Raw genomic sequence first — 20153 nt, 5'->3', positions numbered from 1 at the left:
GGCCGTGGGTGAAGGTTCCGGCGGTGGTCGAACCGAGTGGGAGGAGCCCGTGTGCTCTGCGACGTCGTGACGAGGTGGGCTCGGCACGCGCCGGATCACGTGGCGGTGGCGGACGGCGCCGCCACGGTGACCTACCGCGAGTTGGACCGCAGGACCGACGGCCTCGCGGCCGCTCTGCGCGCGGAAGGCGTTGGGCCGGGTCACGTCGTCGCGCTGGTGGTCGATCGGGGACTTGAGCACGTCGAAGCCGTGCTGGCCGTGTGGAAGGCGGGCGCGGCGTTCCTGCCGCTCTCGGACTCGTACCCGCGGGATTGGTCGCTGGCGCTCGCCGAACGGGCGGGCGTCACGGCGGTGCTCGCGGGGACCGCGGTCGGCAGGCTGCCCGGACTGCCCCACCTGGACCTCGCCCGCCTCGACGCGGTGCCGGGCGCCGGGGACCTGCCCCGACCCGCGCCGGAGGACCTCGCCTACGTGATGCCGACGTCGGGCACCACCGCCGAGCCGAAGCTCGTCCTGGTCGAGCACGCGGGAGTGCGGAACCTGGTCGACGTCCAGCGCGAGCACTTCCCGGACCTCGGGCCCGGCGCCCGCGTGCTCCAGTTCGCCTCCCCGGCGTTCGACGGCGCGGTGTTCGACCTGGTCATGGCGCTCGGGCACGGTGCCCGACTCGAGGTGCCACCGCGGGAGGTCGTGGCGGGGGACGACCTCGCGACCACGCTGCTCGACCGGCGGGTGAGCCACGCCGTGCTGCCCGCCGCGGTGGTCCGGACGCTGCCCGACCAGCCGTACCCGGACCTACGCGTCCTCGTCAGCGTGGGGGAGGTGTGCTCGCCGTCCACGGCCGAGAGGTGGCGGGACCGGGTGGCCTTCGTCAACGGCTACGGGCCCACCGAGACCACGGTGTGCGCGACCCTGCACACCGTGACCGCCGCCGACCCGGCCGCGCCCGAGGTGCCCATCGGGCGTGCCGTGGCCGGGACCACGGCGCTGGTGGTCGACGAGCACCTGCGGCCTGTCGCCGACGGCGAGGTGGGGGAGATCGTGCTCGGAGGACCGCACGTGGGCCGCGGTTACCTCGGTGACGCGGCCCTGACCGCTCGGCGGTTCGTCGCCAACCCGTTCGGTGCGGGGAGGCTGTACCTGACGGGAGACCTGGGCCGTCGCTCGCCCGACGGCGTGCTGACCTTCCTCGGTCGCGGCGACGACCAGCTCAAGGTGCGGGGTGTCCGGGTCGAACCGGGTGCCGTGGAGCACGCGCTGACCGCGCTTCCCCCGGTCCGCGAGGCGGTGGTGTCCGGGCGGAGCACGACCGAGGGCACGACCCGGCTGGTCGCGCACGTCGTGCTCGACGACGGCCCGCCGGTGACCGGCACCGCGATCCGGGTCGCGCTGGCCGGGGAGGTCCCGCGCCACCTGGTGCCGGACGAGGTGCACGTCCTGCCGCGGCTGCCCCTGACGGCCAACGGCAAGGTCGACCGCTCGCGCCTGCCCGTTCCGGTGACCGACGACATCGCCCGCACCACGACCGAGCAAGCGCTGTCCCGGATCCTGGAAGGGCTCCTCGGCGTGGACGGCGTCGGCGTGCACGAGCACATCCTCGACCTGGGCGGGCATTCGCTGATCGCCACCCAGCTCGTGGCGCGGTCGCGCGCGGCCTTCGGCGGCGTGGTGGACCTGAAGCTCGTGCTGGGACGGGGCACCGTCGCGGCCATCGCCGAGGCGGTCGACCGGGCGCGTGCCACGTGACCGTCCCCGAGGTGCTGGAGGACCGCGCTCGTGAGCCGGGGCGTCCGGCGATCCGGCAGACCGACGGCACGGTGCTGACGTTCGGCGCGTGGCACGCGAGGGCGATGTCGTTCGCCCGCAGGCTGCGTGCTTCGGGCGTCGGCGCGGGGGACCGGGTGGGGCTGCTGTTCGGTGAGGACGAGTGGACCGACTACGCGGTGGCGTTCTGCGCCGTGCTGATCGCGGGCGCGACGGCGGTCCCTCTCTCCACGCGCGTCCCGGACGTGCTGAGGAACGCCCTGCTGACCCGCTGCGAGGCGCGAACGCTGGTCCACGGCCGGACGGCGGTGGAGTTCGCGGGCGGCACGACGACGGAGGCGGCGGACGGGCCCGCCGCGGAGTTGGACGTCGTCCCGCCCGAGGCCGCCGCGCAGGTCCTGTTCACCTCCGGCACCGACGGGAGTCCCAAGGGTGTGGTGGCCACCCACGCCAACCTCATCCACGGCTACGAATCGCGGCGACGGTCGTGGGGGCGTTCGCGGTACTTCGCCCACGCCTTCCCGATCGGCACGAACGCGGGCCAGACGATGCTGCTCAACGCCCTGACCGCGGAAGCGGCCGCGCTGGTGGCGGCGCGCCCGGACGTGGCGGAGCTGTGCGCCGCTGTCGAGCGGTACCGGGCGGGCTCGCTGTTCCTGGTGCCCGCGACCGCCATCGAGCTGGTCAACTCCGCGGCGTGGTCGCGGCACGACCTCACGTCGTTGGCGCTGGTGGGGTCCACCGGGGCCGCGTTGCCGCCCGCGGTCGCGCTGGAGCTGTCCCGTGCGCTGCCCGACGCCACCCTGGTGAACTACTACAGCTCCACGGAGGCAGCTCCCGGCCACGTCGCGATGGCGTTCGACCCGACCAGGCCGACCGCGCTGGGCACGGGTGACGTGCGGGTGGTCGGGGAGGAGGTGTGGTTGCGCGCACCGGTGGCGCCGCGAACCCCCTTGCACGACAACGGTTCCCCGGCTCCGGTCGACGGGTGGATCCGCACCGGGGACCTGGGGCGGCTCGACGACGACGGGTACCTGCACCTGATCGACCGCGAGTCCGACCTGGTGAAGGTCGGCGGGCACCGGGTGTCCACCCTCGCCGTGGAGGCGGCGCTGCACGAGCATCCCGGTGTGCTGGACGCCGCGGTGCTCGGACTGCCCCACCCGAGGTCCGGCACGGTGCTCGCCGCCGCGGTCGTGGCCACGGCGGCGGACGTGGTCGAGGGGCTGCGGGTGTTCCTGGCCGAGCGGCTGTCCCCGGCGGAGGTGCCCGCCCGGTTGCTGCGGGTGGACCTGTTGCCGCGCAACGCCGCGGGCAAGGTGGTCAAGCGCGACCTGGTCGGCCTGTTCGCCGTCGAGGCGGTGCTGCCGCTGACCTCGCCGGTGGAACGCGCCCTGGGGCGGGTGTGGAGCACGCTCCTGGGCCTGCGCGAGGTGCACGCCGACGATGACTTCCTCGCGCTGGGCGGCGATTCGCTGCTGACGCTGCGGCTGGCCAAGCTCTGCTCGGAGGAGTTCGACGTCGACCTGTCCGCCGCGGCCCTCTTCGCCACCCCGGTGCTGGCCGAGCAGGCCCGGTTGGTCCTCGACCGCCTCTCCCCGCAGGACGTGCGGTGGAGGTGATCGGGCGACCCGCCACCGCCGCGGAGGCGGGCGTCTGGTTCATGGAGCAGGCGGGTGTCGCGGGCCTCGCCTACACCCTTGGTCTCACGGTCTCGTTCGGGCCCGGCCTCGACGTCAACGCGCTCCTGTCGGCCTGCCGCGCGGTGCTCGACCGCCACCCGGTGCTGCGCGGCGCCATCGAGGACCGCGACGGACTGCCGTGGCTGGTGCCCGCACGGGAACAGCCCGTGGTGCGGCACGTCGAGCGCGTATCGGCGGTGGAGGAGATGGCCAGGGGGTTCGCCCTCGACACCGGACCGCTGTGCCGGTTCGCGGTGGCCACCGGTGAACGGCCGCTGCTCGTGTTCACCGCCCACCACTCGGTCTTCGACGGGCACTCCAAGGACGTGCTCGTGCGAGACCTGGCCGCGTTCTACCGGAAGACGCCCCTCGCCCCACTCCCGGAGCCCCGACGGCCGCCGCCCACGGCCGCGCGGGAGTTCCGGCGGACGCGTCCGCACCGTGCCACCGAGTTCGTCGCGGGGCCGGGGGAGGAGTGGTCGGGCGTCCTGACCCGCGAGGCCTCGGCGCGGCTGGACGTGGTGGCGGACGGCTTGGGGGTGACGCGGTTCGAACTCCTGCTCTCGGCGTTCCGCTTCGTCGCGGGCGGTCTCGGTGACCTCACCATCGCCCTGTCCACCAGGACACCGGGCGAATCGGACCACATAGGACTCTTCGTGAACGAACTCCCGCTGCCCTGCGCGACGCCGCACGACGTGCCCGTGCTGGACCAGGTCCGCGCGGTGCGGCGGGACCTGCGCGCGCTCTACCCGTTCCGGGCCACGCCGTTGAGCGGTGCGCGACCGTCGTTGTCACCCACGGCGATCTCGTTGAGCTACCGGCGTCGAGTCGAACCCCCGTCGTTCGCGGATTCGCGCGTCGACTGGACGACCTCTACCGGCATCGCCCGCAACCTCCTGCACTTGACCGTCGTCGACGGTCCTACGACGGTGGGGAAGATGCTCCACCCCCGCGGGACCCGCGCACCCGTGGAGGAGTTCACCGAGGCGCTGCGCGACGCGATCGGCCTGAACTCCGCGGAGCCGCTGTGGACCTGAGCCTGTTCTACTTCACCGCCGACGCGGGGGAACAGTCCACACCGGACGCCTACCGGCTGCTGCTCGAAGGCGCGAAGTTCGCCGACGACAACGGGTTCGACGCGGTGTGGACGCCGGAGCGGCACTTCCACCCGTTCGGCGGCCCCTACCCCAACCCGTCGGTCACCAGTGCCGCCATCGCCGCGGTGACCACGCGGATCGGGATTCGCGCGGGCAGCGTCGTGCTGCCCCTGCACGACCCGCTGCGCGTCGCCGAGGAGTGGGCCGTGGTCGACCAGCTCTCCCGCGGCAGGGTCGGGCTGGCGTTCGCCTCGGGCTGGCACGCGGTCGACTTCGCCCTGGCGCCGCAGGCGTTCGACAACCGGCGACGCGACTTCGTCCGGCTGCTCGACGAGGTGCGCACGCTGTGGCGGGGCGGAACGGTGCGTCGGGTCGACGGGCGCGGAGCCGAGGTCGACCTGGCCGCCTACCCCCGTCCGGTGCGACCGGACCCACCTGTCTGGATCACCAGCGCGGGCGACCCGGCCACGTTCGAGCTCGCGGGCAGGCTCGGGGCCAACGTCCTGACGCACCTGCTCAACCAGGAGGTCGACGACCTCGCGGCCAAGATCCAGCGCTACCGGACGACGCGCGGTGCCGGGGGCCGGGTGACCCTCATGCTGCACGCGTTCGCGGGCCCCGACGACGCCTCCGTGCGGGACGTCGTGCGCGACCCGATGCGGCGGTACCTGCGGCGCTCGCTCGACCTGTCGGCCCGGTTGGTGGGCAGGGACCTCGACGAGGACGACGTCGACTTCCTGGTCGACCGGGCGTTCGAGCGCTACCTCACCAGGGCGGGCCTCTTCGGCGGACCCGAGACCTGCCTGGCCTTCCTCGACCGGCTCACCGGGATCGGCGTCGACGAGGTCGCCTGCCTGATCGACTTCGGCGTCGACACGGCCACCACCCTGCACGCGCTGCCGCACCTGGCCGCCGTGCGCGAGAGGAGTTCCCGGTGAACGCGCCCGCTTTCCCCTTCCCGTCAGGCAATCGGCTCGCGCCGGCCCCGGAGTTCGCCGAGCGCCGGAAGACCTGCCCGTTCGGCACGGTCACCCTGCCCAGCGGGGACGAGGCGATCCTGCTGGTCCGGCACGAGGACGTCGCCGCGGCGGCGGCCGAGCCGAGGTTGTCGCGCAACCACGTCCTGCCCGACGCGCCGCGGAACAGCGCCGAGCCGAACTTCCTCTACGACCCCGAACTGCTGATCAACCAGGCGGACGAGGCGCACGACCGCGTGCACCGGATCGCAACGCAGGCGCTGAACAACACCCGCGTGGCGCGGTACGTCCCGGTGGTCGAACTGGTGGCGGGCAGGCTGCTCGACGCGATGGGGCCGACCGCGGACCTGGTCGAGGAGTACTGCGCCAAGCTCCCGCTGCTCACGATGTGCTCGCTGCTGGGCATCCCCGAGGCCGACGCGGACCGCGTCCGACGGTGGTCGGGCGCCTACACCCTGGCCACCCCGGTGCCACCCGACGAGCGGGCCGCGCTGGTGGCGGAGTTCACCGCGTACCTGCGCGAGGTCGTCGCCGCACCACGCCCGGACGCTCCGCTGCTGCTCGACCTCGTCACGCCGCCGGACACCGACGCGCGGCTCGACCGGGACGAACTGGTCAGCATCGTGCGACTACTGGTGTCCGCCGGGGTCGAGGCCCCGAGCGGGGTGCTGGGCCGGTCCGTGCTCGCCCTGCTGAGCGACGACGCGGCGCACTGGACGGCGCTGGTCGAGAGCAGGGAGTCCGTGCCCGCGGCCGTGGACGAACTCCTGCGCCACGTGCACATGGGCAACGTCGCCGCGCTCCGGGTGGCGACCGCCGAGGTCCACCTGCCGTCCGGCACCGTCGCCGAGGGCCAGGCCGTGCTGCTGGCGTGGATCGCCGCCCTGCACGACCCGACCGCCTACGACGACCCCGACGTGTTCCGGGTGGACCGGCCTGCCCGCAAGAACATCGGGTTCGGCGGCGGACGGCACTACTGCCCCGGCGTCGGCTTCGCCCGAGCCCTGCTGGCGGTCGCCCTCGACGCCCTGCTGGACCGGGCACCGGGACTGCGGCTCACCGTGCGACCGGACGAGATCGTCTTCGCCGAACGCGACATCGGCACCCTCGTGACGTCGCTCCCGGTCCGGTTGGGGTAGCGGGCGTGAGCCGGTCCACTCACACTGGTTGCCCGGCGGGCAAGGTCACCGGACCGCCCGAAAGTCGCGTGAGGACGGCACGAGCGCGGCCGCGGCGGGGGCGGTGAAGCAGATGGCCGCGCAGATCGCCAGCACGGGTTCCGGGCCGAAGTGGGAGATCGCGGGGGCGATCAGGGCGAGGCCTACCGGGGCGAGGCCGTAGGACAGCAGGAAGTCCAAAGAGGACACCCGTGCCAGCATCCTGGGGTCGACCTCCCGCTGGGTGGCGGTGAACCACGGCACGTTGAACAGTTCGATGCCCACGCCCGCCAGGACGTAGGCGGCCACGACCACGACGGCCGGGACGGGCAGTAGCAGGCTCAGCGGCGCGAAGCCGTAGCAGGCCAGGCCCGCGAGGGCGGTCCACCCCTGCGCGCGGGGCGTCCAGCGCGCGACGAGGACCGCGCCGACGAGCGCGCCGAGGGTGTAGGCGGTGAGGGCGGCGGCCAGCACGGCCTCGGTGCCGTAGCGGTCCCGGCTCACCAGCGGCAGCACCACACCGGTCGCGGAGTAGCCGGTGGCGATCACGGCGGTGAGCGCGCCGAGACCGGCCAGGAACCACGGATGCCTGCGGGCTTCGCGAATCCCGTCGAGGAAGTCCGCGGTGAAGCGAGTCCCGGCCCCGTCCGTTGTGATCGGGGTCCGGCCCGCGCCCGCCGGGGGGATGAGCGCCGCGCCCAGCCACAGCACGCCGGTGGCGATCAGTAGGACCCTCGTGTCGACGACCACGGCGAGCAGCGCGGTGAGCCCCGGCGCGACGAGCGTGGTGACCCGCACGGAGAGGGTGAGCGCAGCGTTCGCCTGCTGCCGCTGGTGTTCGGCGACGACCTCGGCGGTCAGGGCCTGGAACGCGGGACGGCAGGCGCCCTGCCCGGCGCCGACGACCGCGGCGGCCATCGCCATCACGACGACCGATCGGCCCATGCCCAGGGCGATCACCGGTGCCGCGAGCGCGGCGACCAGGCCCGCCCACAGGACCACCCGGCGCCGGTCGTGCCGGTCCGCCAGCACCCCGGCCACGGGGACGGCGGCGAGGAAACCGGCTGTGCGGGCGGCGAGCACGATGCCCAGTTCCACGGCGGTGACGGACCGTTCGAGCACGGCCAGGCCGAGGATGAACGGCAGGGACCAGGTGGCGACGCCGGACGCGGTCGTCCCGGTCCAGAGCCGCAGGAAGGACAGGCTGCGGAACACCGACGCCGATCGCGCGTCAGCAGGGGTGACGTGGGGCACCACACGAACTCCTCTTCACCGGGGGGCTTGATTTGGTAATGATAATCATTCAAGGTAACGGCATCGATGTCGAGCAGTGGAGGGTTCATGTCTCGTTCCGCCCGGTTGGTCCCCGTCCTCGCGGCGGCGGTGCTGGCCGCCGCGTGCGCCACACCGGAAAGCGCTCCGAGCACCCCCGCCTCGTCCGGCGCGGTCGCGATCGATAGCTGCGGCAAGCGACTCACCTTCGACGGCTCGCCTGGACGGGTGGTGGCCCTTGACCAGTCCTCCACGGAAACGCTGCTGGCGCTGGGCGTCGGCGACCGGCTCGCGGGCACGGCCAACCTCAAGACCAAGGTGTCGCCCCAGTACACCGAGGTATACGCGAAGATCCCGGTGCTCTCGCCGAAGGTCCTCACCGCCGAACCGCTGCGCGCGGCCAACCCGGACCTGGTGGTGGCCTCGTTCAAGGAGCTGTTCACCGCGGACCGCGCGGGCACCCGCGACGAACTGGAGCAGCTCGGCGTGCCGACGTTCGTCAGCGCGGTGAACTGCCCTGACGGCAAGACCGAGCCGTTCGAGCGGATGTTCCGCGACTTCGAGGACCTGGGCGCGGTGCTGGGCGTCCCCGACCGTGCGGGTCACCTGGTGTCCGAGCAGCGGGCGGTCCTGGACCAGGCCCGCGCCGCGGGGGAGAAGCGCCCCGACGGGCTGAAGGTCGTGTGGGTGTACTCCGTGTTCAACGGAATCCCTTACGTGGCGGGCAAGAGCGGCATGGCCAGCCACATGAGCCGACTGGCGGGTGTGACCAACGTCTTCGACGACGTGGACCAGGAGTGGCCGGAGGTGTCCTGGGACGAGGTCGCCAAGCGCCAGCCCGACGTCATCGTCGTCGGTGACCTGTCCGAGCGCGGCAACCCCGGCGACAGCGCGGCGGAGAAGCTGGCGATGATGCGCGAGCACCCGGCGGTGTCGCAGTTGGCCGCCATGCGCGACGCGAAGATCATCCAACTGCCGGGCATCGAGATGGACCCCTCCGTGCGCACGGTCGACGCGCTGCGCACCCTCACCGGCAAGCTCGACGAGATCGCTCCCCGTGGCTGATCCGGTGGCGCTGCTGGACCCCGCGGTCGAGCCGGTCGTCGCGCCGTCCTCCGCCGACGAACCCCGTGACGCCGGCGGACGCCGGGTCGTCGTGCTGCTGTTGTGCGTCCTCGTTTTGTTGGTGTCGTTGGTCATCGCCCTGCGCGTCGGTCTCGGCGGCGGGATGGGGTGGGCGGAGATCGGCCGTTCGGTCGGCACGCGGTTCGGCCTGCCCGTGCAGCCGCTGCCCCGACTGGCCGACTCGTTGATCTGGGACCTGCGCGTGCCGAGGGTGCTGCTGGCCGCACTGGTCGGGGCGGCGCTGGCGGTGTGCGGCGCGGCCTTGCAGAGCGTGACCCGCAACGCGCTGGCCGATCCCTACCTGCTCGGCGTGTCCTCCGGCGCGTCCACCGGCGCGGTGGTCGTGGTGCTCCTGGGTTTCGCCGGTTCCCAGTTGGGGATGACCGGCGGCGCGTTCCTCGGTGCCCTGCTGTCCTTCGCACTGCTGATGCTCCTGCTGCGCCGCCGCGGCCTGGACTCGGTGCGCATCGTGCTGACCGGTGTCGTGGTCGGACAGTTGTTCACCGCCATCACCTCGCTGGTCCTGATGTCCTCCGGCGACGCGGACAGCACCCGCGCGCTGACCTACTGGCTGCTGGGCTCGATGGCCCCGGCCCGGTGGCAAGCGGTCGTGCTGTGCGCCATCGCTTGCGGGGTAGGTCTCCTGGTCGTCTGGCTGCATTCGGCGGCACTGGACGGGTTCGCCTTCGGCGTGGACACCGCGGCGTCGCTGGGCATCGACGTCCGCACGGTGCGGATGGTCCTGCTGGTCACCACGTCCCTGCTGACCGCCGTCGCGGTCGCGGCGGTGGGCGCCATCGGGTTCGTGGGCCTGATCGTGCCGCACGGCGTGCGGTTCCTCGTCGGGCCGCTGCACCGGTTCCTGCTGCCGCTGTCCGCGGTGGTAGGCGCGACGTTCCTGGTGTGGACCGACGCGCTGGCGCGCGTGGCGTTCGCGCCGCTGGAAGTGCCGGTCGGTGTCTTCACCGCGTTGATCGGCGTTCCGCTGTTCCTGCTGATCCTGCGCGAACGAGGGGAACTGTGAGGATCGAAGCACGACACCTGTCCTGGGGCGTGCCCGGCCGGACCATCGTGCGCGAGGTCGACCTGGTCGTGGAACCGGGCCAGACGGTAGGACTGTTGGGCCCCAACGGATCAGGCAAGTCCTCGCTGCTGCGGTGCCTCGCCGGGCTGCGCTCGCCTACCGCGGGACACGTCCGTTACGACGGCGCCGACATCGCCGGGTGGCCCGCGCGCACCAGGGCGCGGCACGTGGCGTTCGTCGAGCAGACCGCCGACACCGACAGCGACCTGACCGTCGGCGAGGTGGTCCTGCTCGGCCGCACCGCTCACGGTTCGCCGTGGCGTGGACCGGACGCCACCGACCGGGCGGTCGCCGCGGCCGCGCTCGACCGCCTCGACCTGGCCGCGTTGGCCGACCGGCCGTGGAAGCAGCTCTCCGGTGGCGAACGGCAGCGCACCCACCTCGCCCGCGCACTGGCGCAGCGCACCTGGGGCCTGCTGCTCGACGAACCGACCAACCACCTCGACGTCCGCCACCAGCTCGAACTGCTGGAACTCGTGGCCACCACGCGGCAAACCGTGGTCGTCGCCCTGCACGACCTCACCCTGGCCGTGCGCTACTGCGACCGGCTCGTGCTGCTCCAGCACGGAGTGGTCGTCGCGGACGGCTCCGCCGAGCAGGTGCTGACCCCGGAGCTGCTGCGCGAAGTGTTCGAAGTGGACGCCGATGTCGGCCGTGACGACGTGGGTCGCCTCGCTGTCGCCTATCGGGGTCCTGCTCGCTGAGCCGACGTCGTCACCACCACTCATCAGGAGGATCGCGTGAAAGCTGTGTCCACAGTGGACGAACTCGTGGATGCCGTGCGTGCGGGTGAACACGGACCCGACCCGCACGACACCGCTGCCACCAGTGTGTTCTGGGTGCACCACGGCACCCGGTTGGCAGGCGGTACCACCACCTACCGCAACCAGTACGTGCTGGCCCGTGTCGGCGGTGCGATCGGCGGTTGCGCGTTCGCCGACGGTGAGGTCGATCCCGCGGTCTGCGCCGAGGCCTCCGGTGCTTCCGTGGCCGATCTCCTCGTGACCGCACCAGGTCCGGTCCGCGTCGCGGTCCTCGACGCCTACCTCGCCAACGCCCGCCCGCACCGCGCCAGCGATGCCGAGCAGGTGCGCCTGCCCGCCGGGACACCGGAGAGCAGGGCCGTGGCCAGGGACACCGCGGTGGCCGGGCTGCTCGACGTGCCGTCCGGTGCGAAGGTCGCGCTGATCGGTGTGGTCAACCCGCTCGTGGCGGCCATCCGGGACCGCGGCGCGGAGTGCCTGCCGTGCGACCTGGTGCTGCGCACCACCCAGTGGGGCGACCCGGTGACCACCGACATGCGCCAGGTGCTCGACATCGCCGACGCCGTCGTGGCCACGGGCATGACCATCGGCAACGGGACGTTCGACGAGATCCTGACCACCTGCCGAGACCGCGGCGTCCCACTGGTGGTCTACGCCCAGACCGGCAGTGCCGTCGCCCGCCACTTCCTCGGCGCGGGCGTGACCGCGCTGTCCGCGGAACCCTTCCCGTTCTCCCAGTTCAGCGCCGAGGAAACGGTGCTGTACCGCTACCGCGCCCACTACTGACGGACCGAGGTACGACGACGTGGACGACCACATCACCGACGCGCTCAGCCGTCCGGCCCTGCTGCGCCTGGACGAGCACACCACCTGCGTGCGCTTCGAGACCATGAAAGTCGCCTCGGCGCTCACCGCCGTGCGGCACCTGCTCGACCGGGGCACGATCACACCGGGCGACACCCTCGTCGACAGTTCCAGCGGCATCTACGCGCACGCCCTCGCGCTGGCCTGCCACCGCCACGGCCTGCGCTGCCACATCGTCGCGTCCACCACCGTCGACACGACGCTGCGCCTGCAACTCGAGGTCCTCGGCGCCACCGTGGAACCGATGCCGTCGACCCCCAGCCTCAAACTCGACCAGAACCGCCGCGTGGCGCGCGTCCGGGAGATCCTGCGCGACAACCCGCGCCACCACTGGATGCGGCAGTACCACGACGAGACCCACTACCTCGGCTACCGGCCGATCGCGACCCTGCTCCGCGCCGAACTGGCCACGGCCCCGCTGACCCTCGTCGGCGGCGTCGGCACCGGCGCCTCGACCGGCGCCCTGGCCCGCTACCTCCGCGAGACCGATCCCGACACCGCGCTGGTCGGCGTCCAACCCTTTGACAGCGTCACGTTCGGCAGTGAACACGTGTGCGACCCCGAGATCATCATCGCGGGCATCGGCAGCTCGATCCCGTTCGCCAACGTGGACCACACGCTCTACGACACCCTGCACTGGGTCGGCTTCGACGCCGCGCTGACCGGCAGCATCGCCCTGCTGCGCGACCACGCCGTCTTCGCCGGCCTGTCCGCGGGCGCGGCCTACCTGGCGGCCCGCTGGGAACGGCGCTCGCAGCCCGACCGCCACGTCGTCTTCCTCGCCCCCGACACCGGCCACCGCTACGTCGACGCCGCCTACTCCCGCCACCAGGACGCGCAACCCCTGAACCGCTTGCGCCCCCACCAGATCGAGGACCTCGACGACATGTCCCTGCCGTGGTCCCGCATGCCGTGGAACCGCGCCCCGGCACCACCGGCGGCCGTATCCGGTCCTGCCGCGGCCTGTGCTTGACTCAGGGGGTCTCCTGGAAGTGTTCGAGGGCCTTGCAATCACACGAGCACAACACCTTCACTGCGGATCGGGACGACAGCGCCCACGACAGGCCTCGGGCTTCGATCCACTCGCGGGTGGCGGGGAAGGTGAACCGGTGGTCGCAGTCCCTGTCCGCCAGGCGTTCTCGTAGGTGTGCCACCAAGGCACGGCGGTCGTTCCGGTCCAGGTCGAGTCGTCGGTCCGCACGCCGCTTCCGGTCCGCTTAGAACTCGTTCCGGCGGGTGCGGGCGGTCTCGTCGGTCAGCCCGGCGGTGCGCAGTCGGGCTTCGAAGACCTCCACTCGGAACCGTTCGAGTGAGCGGATGGTGGTGAACTGACCGTTGGTGGGCAGAACAGCGATCTCGTGCCCTTCCCGGTGGAACCGCTCGTACACCTCGTCCAGCAGCACGTCGACCCCGACCGGGACCGCCGGGCCCACATCCTCGAACCCCATCGCCTCGGCCGCCATCTCGGCCAGTCGGGGGTGCGGCCACAGCGGGACCAGGGCGTTGTCCTGGTCGTCGATCTCCAGCAGTCCGGTCTCGAAGTCCCACGCCCACACCGTCGCGCTGACGGCGACGGCGCTGAAGAAGTACTCATCACGCTCGGCTCGGCTACTCGCCCACAGACGCTGAGCCTCGTCCTCCGACAGCGTGGTCATCGGACCGTGCTCCTCGCCGCTCGCGGGTGTCGACGAGGAAGCCTAACCGGCAGGCAACGACGAACTCCGCCGAGTCGGCTTGGTTCGTTCACTCATGACAGGCACGACCCGCGGCACGGCCGGATGTTCGGTTGGTCTCGAACCGGTGATATCCGCAGTTGTGCGTTGTCGTGGGGCGGTGGGGTCGGTTTGGTGGCGGTCGGCTGGAGGGCCGGCCGTTGAGGCGTGGGGTGGGTGTTGGTCGATTCTGAGTCTGATGGTGTGCCGGGCCCGGTCACTCAGGGTGGCACGGCCTCGGCTGGAGGGCACGTTTATCAGGCGGCGGGGGATCTCACGGTGAACACCGTGCCGGTATCACCGCGAAAGAAGTCGGTGTCTTGGACCGCGGTGGTTTCGTTGGCCGCGGTCGCGGCGCTCGCGATTGCCCTGCTGGCCTGGCTCAATCCTCAAGCGCCAACGGGATCGCCTCGCGGCAATGAGTCAACCAGTCAGGCCCAGACGAGCGTCGCGCCCATGGTGTCGCTGCTCGACGACGAGTGGAAAGGCGCAGACTTTCACCAGCCATCCGGAACGGTCAACGGGCAGAGCTATCCGCGCGCGATGTCGGCGAAACTGGGCTGCGTGCGAGGGCTGAACATTTCGCACCAACTCCCTCAAGGGCATCCCCCGTATTTCAAAGCCTCCATCGGAATCGTCGACCCCAAACCCGGAGAAATAACCGGCGTCACCTTTCGGTTTGTCGTGGACGGTCAGGGGCGTGAAGGCTCGACCGCCAGCTCGGGCCAGCCGCCGACGCTAGTCACGATTCCGGTCGACTCGGCCACCTTGCTCACCATCGTGGCGACCACGAGCAACGGCAAGTACTGCGAGTCGGTGACGGTGGCTCTCGTCGATCCGGAACTGGCCCATTGATCGCAATCCGGCGTTGTCGCTCCTCACCAGGTGACCGGAAGTGTCGTCACGCCGTAGATGTCCGCTCCTTCGCGCAGCACGACGTCGTCGGCGGGGACGGCCAGGCGCAAGCTCGGGAATCGCTTGGCCAGTGCTGGGAACGCGACGCGCATCTCCACGCGGGCCAGTTGGTGGCCGAGGCACAGGTGCGGGCCGTGGCCGAAGCCGATGTGGCCGACGGCGTCGCGGCGCAGGTCCAGAGCGTTCGGATCGGGGAACTTCGTCGCGTCGCGGTTGGCCGCCGCCATCGCCAGCACGACCGTGGACCCGGACTTGATCAGGTGGCCGTCGAACTCGACGTCCTCGAGTGCCACGCGCGCCAGGGTGGGAACGATGCTGAGGAAGCGCATCAGTTCCTCGACCGTTGGACCGACCGAGTCCGGATCCGTGCGCAGCGTCGCCCACTGTTCGGGATGCCGCAGCAGTGCGAAGGTCCCCAGCGCGATCATGTTGGCGGTGGTGTCCAGGCCCGCCGCGAGGAGAAGTCCGCCCATGGCGGCGAGTTCGTCGTCGGTGAGGTCGCTGGTGGTGAGTTCGCTGAGCACGTCGTCGGTCGGGTCGGCGCGCTTGGCCGTGATCAGCTCTCGGACGAAGGAACTCAGCGCCTCGAACGCCTCGTACTTCCCCACGGGGGTGGTGTTGGGCCCGAAGAGCTTGGCGGCGTCGGCCTGGAAGCGGTCGCGGTCGGAGTAGGGGACGCCGAGCAGTTCGCAGATCACCATGGCGGGGATCGGCAGCGCGTAGGCGGCGACTAGGTCTATCGGTCCGCCGTGTCGCTGCATCGCGTCGAGGTGTTCGGTGGCGATCAGTTCGATCCGCTCGGTGAGTTGCGCCATCCGGCGCGTGGTGAACTTGCCCGCCAGGAGTTTTCGGTACCGGGTGTGGTCCGGCGGGTCCATCTTGAGGAAGTCCCCTGGCTGCGCGGGTGGCGCCGTCATCCCCGCGTGTTCCGGCAACGGTGAGTGCTGGAGTTCGCTGCGATTGCTGAAGCGCGGGTCGGCCAGCACGCGGCGCACGGCGGTGTAGCCGGTGGCCAGCCACCCCTCGTGCCCATCCGGGAAGCGCAGAGGGGTCAGCGGCGCGTCGGCGGTCAACCTGGACAGGTCCGCGGGCGGGTCGAACGGACGGCCGGGAGTGCGTTCGGTGGGGAGTTCGACGGTCATGCTGGTACCTCGCTTGTTGGTGGGAGGTCGCCGAAAACCGTTGTCCGGCTCCCTGATTCGAACGTTAGGCGGAGCCCGAAACCGGGGGCAATCGACGCGGGGTCGATATGGCGCCGTTCGCGCTGGTCAAACCCATGATCGACGATTGCAATGAGGGTGCTGGTTAATGCACGCGGAAGGGCAGTGCATTGCAACGGTGGACGGCAGGCACGCATACTGCGCGGCAAGACGACGAAGCGGAGGAGCCGGAGGGATGCCGGGACGCAGGCTGACGGGAGCCGATCGGCAGCGGATCGCCGCGGGGTTGGCGCAGGGGCTGGATTTCGCCGAGATCGCCCGGCGTCTGGGACGTCCTACCTCGACGGTGGGCCGCGAGGTCGCGCGCAACGGCGGGCCGGGCCACTACCGCGCGGAACTGGCCCAACTCGCGACCACCCACCGCGCCCGGCGCAGGCCGCGCCCGCAGGCAGCGGCGCGGTCGGTCAGCGATGTCGATCTCACCGCGACCGCCCCGTTCGTCACCGATCTCACCCTCGCGCTCATCGAGACCGGACTGCCGCGCAGTGCCGCCGGTGTGATGGCCTGCCTGCTCACCTCGGAGACCGGCAGCCGTACGGCCGTCGAGTTGGCGCGACACCTCCAGGTCAGCCCGGCGACCATTTCGCTCGCGGTCGGCCTCCTCCAGGAACAGGGCCTGATCCGCCGGGGCCGTGACGAGCGGAGCAGGCGCCACCGGTACTTCATCGACGAGAGCGCGGGCTTTCGCTCCGCGGTGGTCGGGGTCCGCGCCAACCAGCGACTCGCAGCCACAGCACTGCGCGGAGCCGACCTCTTCGGAGCCGACACCGCCACCGGAGCCCGGCTCGCGGCAACGGGCGACTTCCTCGAACGACTCGGCCACGACATCATGCGCTCGGCAGAGGAGCACTGGCGCGCCACGACCAGCGCGGGTCTCGCGGACTCGCAGGACGAGCACGCGTCGACAGCGTGATCACGTGAGCGGATCAAGAGTTGGCGGTGCTGGTGGCCGCCGGAGCGCGGTGCTTTTTGAGGAAGTGACGCTGTTCAGCGGCGGCTTCCCGGTCTTCAGGGCTGTCGCCCCCGAACCCGCCGTGCGGCATGGCCTCGAACACGTGCAGTTCGGCCTCCACGCCCGCGCCGCGCAGGTTGCGGTGCAGGCGGACGGTGTTGGAGAGGAACAGGTCGCGGGTGCCGCTCCGCAGGAACGTGGGTGGGAAGCCGGACAGATCGCCCAGGAGCGGGGAGAGGTACGGCTCCCGCACATCAGCTCCCGCCGCGTAGAGGGCGTTCGGCTCGCGCAGGCTGCGGAGGACGTTGTCCACGCCCGCGAGGGTCTGGAAGGTGTCGCCCGCCTCGGTGAGGTCGACCTGCGGGCTGTTGAGCACCAGGGCCGCGGGCATCGGCAGCCCGGCGTCCTTGGCGCGCAGCAGGAGGGCCGTGGCGATGTTGCCTCCCGCGGAGTCACCGCCGACGAACACCCGCGACGGACCGCGCTCCCGCACCAGACGTCGGTACACGGCAATCGCGTCGTCGAGCGCGGCCGGGTACGGGTGCAGTGGTGGCAGCCGGTAGTCCAGGCCCCACGTGAGCACGCCCGTGGACAGCGCGGTCCTGGCCGTCGTCGCGCGGCACGCGTCCCCGCCGCCGACCAGCAGCCCTCCGGGGTGCATCCAGAGGAACACCGGCTCGTCCGCCTCCTCCTCGACCTCGTGGGGCCGCGCGGCGTACACGGTGGCGCCGTCCACGTCGAGGTCTTCGACGGTGACCGGCAGCTCGGCGATCGGGAATCGTCGGACCGTGGACCGGTTCGCCTGCTCGGCCATCGCGAGCCACGCCTCGGTGTCCTCGGCGGCCGGGTAGGTCAGGTCGCCGCCGTCGAAGGCGAGCCAGGTCCGTGCCTGCTCGCTGACCGTGGACGGGGCGGGGAACGTGCGCTCGCCCATGTGCTGCTCTCCCCTCGGTCGACGCGGCTCGCCGGGGCCGCGTCGACCATCATGTTCGTGGCGTGGTGCTGGACCGAGCACTAGGTTAATGGACTAAATTTAGTCACACAAGAGAGTGATGGCTCATGCCCAGAACCAGCGAACGCGGTGGCCCGAAGACGCGCGCACGGATCCTGGAGGTCGCGAACCGGTTGTTCCTCGAGCACGGGTACGAGGCCGTCACCGTCGCCGAGGTCGCGCGCGAGGCCGGGGTCTCGAGCGTGACGGTCTTCAACCACTTCCCGCGCAAGGAAGACCTCTTCCTGGACCGCGCGGCCGACGCGGCCGATCTGCTGCGCTCGACCGTCCGCGACCGCGCGCCAGGCGTCGACGTGCTGACGTCCTTGCGGGACACGAGTTCCCGCCTCCTCGACACCCGACACCCGCTCTCCGGGGTCTCCGACCGTTCCGTGCCCTTCTTCAGGACGGTCGCGGGATCACCCGCGCTCATCGCCCGCGCGCGGGCCATCACGTCCGAACTCCAGGGGGAGTTGGCCGAGGAACTCGATCGCGACCCGACCTTCGAGGGCGACGCGGTACTGCTCGCCGCGTTCTTCATCGCCGGTTACAGCGCGGTGCTGGTGGAGACCGCCCGCCGCCGCATCGCGGGCGAACCGACGGACACCGTCGTGCAGGGCCATCGCGTGCGCCTCGAGCGGCTGTTCAGCGCGCTGCGCGACGGAGTCATCGGGAGGTCGTGATCCAATAGACAGGCACGAGCGGGGAAAGCTCCCACCGTGAGGTCTCAGCCGTCGTGGTCGAGGACGCGTAGGTCCGGGGGTACGAGGGTGGTGCTCTCCAGGAGTTCGCGGATGAGGTTGTGGTTCAGCGTGTTGCCGATGGGTTCGCCCACCTCCTCGCGGGTCAGGCCGGAGACGCCGTTGCCGCTCAACCGGTTCCGCACCTCGGTGACGACGCGTTCGACCTTCTTGTGGTTCCAGTTGTCGTCCGGGCGGATCTCGTTGAGGTGTTCCGCGACCTGGCGCCAGGACAGGGGGATCGGGTGCATCTCGTGCAGCAGGTACCGCTGGGCCAGCACGACGATCACGCGCTTCTCCGCGGGGCTGAGGTGCCAGGTGCGCGGTGGTCGGGTCGGGGCGTGGTGGTCGGCTGGTGGGCGGTCGCCGTCCTTGGGCTGGACGTGCACTTCGAGCAGGTGCAGTCGGTCGTGGGAGCCGCGGACGAACAGCGGGGTGTAGCCCGTTCGGAGCGGGATCGGGTCGTCCTGGCGGAACAGCAGGCGAGATTCGGGCAGGCGCAACGGGAGGCGGCCCAGCGTGCTGATCCACCACTGGTCGCCGCGGCGGGTGAGCGCCCCGTGTTCCCGGCTGATGCGCAGGTCGTCCTCGCCGACGCAGACGTGCACGTCCGGCCTGCTCCGTCCGAAGAGGACGGTCCGCCCCTCCTTGGGGCCGAGGGTGATGCCGCCGGTCGCCGCCAGCACGTGCAGCATGCCGGGCGCGACGCCCGCGGAGACGCCGAGGGCGAGGCTGTGGTGGGTCGCCGGGAGTTCGTCGGGCCGTTCTTCCGCCATGTTCGCCTCCTGGCGCCTCGTGCGGGCAGCACGCCCGTCAGCCTGTCCCAGACCCGCGGGAGGGTTCCCGCGTCACCGTGGTGGGAAGAAGGAGGTGGCCAACTGCGTCGCGATCCTGCACCGCTCGTCCGAGGGCAGTCCCTGGCCGATGACGTTGGCCTCCAGCACCTCGTCCTTGGGGTAGCCGTAGGCGTCCACGTAGGTCAGGTTGTGCACTTCGACCTCGCACGTGTCGTCGCCGGGCGCGTCTCCGGGGTAGCCGATCACGGCGTACCGGCCGTCGATGGTCAGCTTCGTCGCGCCGGACTTGTTCAGCGGCTTCGCCCTGGTGAAGCGCAACTGGTAGACGATCCCGTTCGCGGTGCCGGTCCAGGTGCACTTCCACCGCCCGAAGCCGACCTCCGGATTCGCGCGGTCGATCCCGGCCCGGTCGGGGAACGACGGCGAGTCCTTGGCCCGGCACGCGTCCGTCCCGCTGAACGAGTCCGGCCGCAGCGTCGGGTTGTCGGGTCGGCGCTCCGGGATCGGCCCCCTGGTGATCACCGCGTCGGCGCTCCGGACGGCGACATCGGCCATGGTGCACGCGTCGGCGTCGATCGCGTTGGCCCTGGTCACCTCGATCTGGACCTCGTAGCGGTCGGGCAGCAGCAACCGGCGCCTGCACGACCCCTCGCCCGCCGGTTCGGTCACCAGCCGGTACCGCCCCTTGTCCTGCGCCTGCACGGGTGACTGCTCGCCAGGGGTCTTGTCGATCAACGCCAGGACGTTCGCCTCCTTCCCGCGCTTCTTGACGATGACGTTGCACTGGTTGAACCCGGAGTCGTCCGACACCGGGTTGGGGTTGCCGAACGTTTCCAGCGCCGCGTCGCGAATCAGCGAACACGGATCGGCGGTGCGCTGGTCGGCGCCGAGCACGGGCCCTGACGGCGTCGTGGGCTCACCGGAGAACGCGGTCCAGCTCACCACCGCCGCGACCACGACCAGCACCCCGGCGGCCACGAGAAGTCCGCGGCGCCGTAGGGAGTTCGGGCCGGGTGCGCGTCGGGCCGCCTTCACACCGG

Annotated in this window: 19 protein-coding genes; 13 read left to right on the top strand and 6 right to left on the bottom strand. The window is 71.5% G+C overall.

From position 1 onward, the window contains the following. Positions 1–51: 51 nt before the first annotated feature. The 5 genes from NZH93_RS36785 to NZH93_RS50950 are packed head-to-tail and all read left to right on the top strand — an operon-like array spanning position 52 to position 6659. Positions 52–1746 carry a non-ribosomal peptide synthetase gene (locus NZH93_RS36785; RefSeq protein ID WP_259627899.1) on the top strand — a complete coding sequence of 565 codons (1695 nt, stop codon included), beginning with the start codon at positions 52–54 and terminating at the stop codon, positions 1744–1746. Further along, a complete protein-coding gene (locus NZH93_RS36780) occupies positions 1743–3386 on the top strand; it encodes an AMP-binding protein (protein WP_259627898.1) in 1644 nt (547 codons plus the stop codon). The genes NZH93_RS36785 and NZH93_RS36780 overlap by 4 nt, the downstream gene beginning before the upstream one ends. Further along, positions 3377–4483: a condensation domain-containing protein gene (locus NZH93_RS36775; protein WP_259627897.1), complete on the top strand. Its 1107-nt coding sequence runs from the start codon at positions 3377–3379 to the stop codon at positions 4481–4483. Before NZH93_RS36780 ends, NZH93_RS36775 begins: the two co-directional genes overlap by 10 nt. Further along, complete coding sequence (locus tag NZH93_RS36770) at positions 4474–5481, top strand: MupA/Atu3671 family FMN-dependent luciferase-like monooxygenase (protein ID WP_259627896.1); 1008 nt, start codon at positions 4474–4476, stop codon at positions 5479–5481. Before NZH93_RS36775 ends, NZH93_RS36770 begins: the two co-directional genes overlap by 10 nt. After that, on the top strand, positions 5478–6659 hold the full coding sequence (locus NZH93_RS50950; protein WP_259627895.1) for a cytochrome P450: 1182 nt from the start codon (positions 5478–5480) through the stop codon (positions 6657–6659). The genes NZH93_RS36770 and NZH93_RS50950 overlap by 4 nt, the downstream gene beginning before the upstream one ends. A 45-nt stretch (positions 6660–6704) precedes the next feature. On the opposite strand, the gene NZH93_RS36760 is transcribed toward NZH93_RS50950, so the two are convergent. Then, positions 6705–7892 (bottom strand): MFS transporter, encoded by a 1188-nt coding sequence (locus tag NZH93_RS36760; protein ID WP_259628019.1) that lies wholly within the window; start codon positions 7890–7892, stop codon positions 6705–6707. Positions 7893–8018: 126 nt separating this feature from the next. On the opposite strand from NZH93_RS36760, the gene NZH93_RS36755 reads away from it, so the two are divergent. Genes NZH93_RS36755 through NZH93_RS36735 form a run of 5 tightly spaced genes read left to right on the top strand, consistent with a single transcriptional unit; the run spans position 8019 to position 12759 of the window. After that, the gene (locus NZH93_RS36755; RefSeq protein WP_259627894.1) at positions 8019–9014 is read left to right on the top strand and encodes an ABC transporter substrate-binding protein; all 996 of its coding nucleotides are present in this window, start codon (positions 8019–8021) and stop codon (positions 9012–9014) included. Then, entirely contained in the window at positions 9007–10098 is a 1092-nt protein-coding gene (locus NZH93_RS36750) for a FecCD family ABC transporter permease (RefSeq protein WP_259627893.1), read from the top strand. The genes NZH93_RS36755 and NZH93_RS36750 overlap by 8 nt, the downstream gene beginning before the upstream one ends. Next, positions 10095–10862 carry an ABC transporter ATP-binding protein gene (locus NZH93_RS36745; RefSeq protein WP_259627892.1) on the top strand — a complete coding sequence of 256 codons (768 nt, stop codon included), beginning with the start codon at positions 10095–10097 and terminating at the stop codon, positions 10860–10862. Before NZH93_RS36750 ends, NZH93_RS36745 begins: the two co-directional genes overlap by 4 nt. 36 nt (positions 10863–10898) lie before the next feature. Continuing rightward, complete coding sequence (locus NZH93_RS36740; protein WP_308214284.1) at positions 10899–11708, top strand: Rossmann-like domain-containing protein; 810 nt, start codon at positions 10899–10901, stop codon at positions 11706–11708. A gap of 19 nt (positions 11709–11727) precedes the next feature. Further along, complete coding sequence (locus tag NZH93_RS36735) at positions 11728–12759, top strand: pyridoxal-phosphate dependent enzyme (RefSeq protein WP_259627891.1); 1032 nt, start codon at positions 11728–11730, stop codon at positions 12757–12759. A gap of 244 nt (positions 12760–13003) precedes the next feature. Here NZH93_RS36735 and NZH93_RS36730 read toward each other — a convergent pair whose 3' ends face one another. Next, positions 13004–13441 (bottom strand): DUF2750 domain-containing protein, encoded by a 438-nt coding sequence (locus NZH93_RS36730; RefSeq protein ID WP_259627890.1) that lies wholly within the window; start codon positions 13439–13441, stop codon positions 13004–13006. A gap of 336 nt (positions 13442–13777) precedes the next feature. Here NZH93_RS36730 and NZH93_RS36725 point away from each other — a divergent pair, with 336 nt between their 5' ends. Continuing rightward, on the top strand, positions 13778–14353 hold the full coding sequence (locus NZH93_RS36725) for a hypothetical protein (protein WP_259627889.1): 576 nt from the start codon (positions 13778–13780) through the stop codon (positions 14351–14353). A 23-nt stretch (positions 14354–14376) separates the two neighbouring features. On the opposite strand, the gene NZH93_RS36720 is transcribed toward NZH93_RS36725, so the two are convergent. Then, positions 14377–15555 (bottom strand): cytochrome P450, encoded by a 1179-nt coding sequence (locus NZH93_RS36720; RefSeq protein ID WP_259627888.1) that lies wholly within the window; start codon positions 15553–15555, stop codon positions 14377–14379. A 253-nt stretch (positions 15556–15808) separates the two neighbouring features. Between NZH93_RS36720 and NZH93_RS36715 the strand changes: the two genes are divergently transcribed. Next, positions 15809–16546 (top strand): helix-turn-helix domain-containing protein, encoded by a 738-nt coding sequence (locus NZH93_RS36715; RefSeq protein WP_259627887.1) that lies wholly within the window; start codon positions 15809–15811, stop codon positions 16544–16546. A gap of 13 nt (positions 16547–16559) precedes the next feature. Here the strand turns inward: NZH93_RS36715 and NZH93_RS36710 are convergent, their stop codons facing one another. Beyond that, positions 16560–17519 carry an alpha/beta hydrolase gene (locus tag NZH93_RS36710; protein WP_259627886.1) on the bottom strand — a complete coding sequence of 320 codons (960 nt, stop codon included), beginning with the start codon at positions 17517–17519 and terminating at the stop codon, positions 16560–16562. Between the two features lie 125 nt (positions 17520–17644). On the opposite strand from NZH93_RS36710, the gene NZH93_RS36705 reads away from it, so the two are divergent. Continuing rightward, a complete protein-coding gene (locus NZH93_RS36705; protein ID WP_259627885.1) occupies positions 17645–18259 on the top strand; it encodes a TetR/AcrR family transcriptional regulator in 615 nt (204 codons plus the stop codon). 44 nt (positions 18260–18303) lie between these two features. Here NZH93_RS36705 and NZH93_RS36700 read toward each other — a convergent pair whose 3' ends face one another. Together NZH93_RS36700 and NZH93_RS36695 are read right to left on the bottom strand one after the other, a co-directional pair. Continuing rightward, on the bottom strand, positions 18304–19092 hold the full coding sequence (locus tag NZH93_RS36700; protein ID WP_259627884.1) for an FHA domain-containing protein: 789 nt from the start codon (positions 19090–19092) through the stop codon (positions 18304–18306). Positions 19093–19164: 72 nt separating this feature from the next. Next, positions 19165–20153 (bottom strand): hypothetical protein (locus tag NZH93_RS36695; protein WP_259627883.1); only part of this gene is annotated, 989 nt, incomplete at its 5' end.

This window comes from Umezawaea endophytica (assembly GCF_025061645.1).
GTDB lineage: Bacteria > Actinomycetota > Actinomycetes > Mycobacteriales > Pseudonocardiaceae > Umezawaea > Umezawaea endophytica.
Note: the sequence above shows the minus strand (reverse complement) of the source record. Positions and strands in the feature narration are given on the sequence as shown.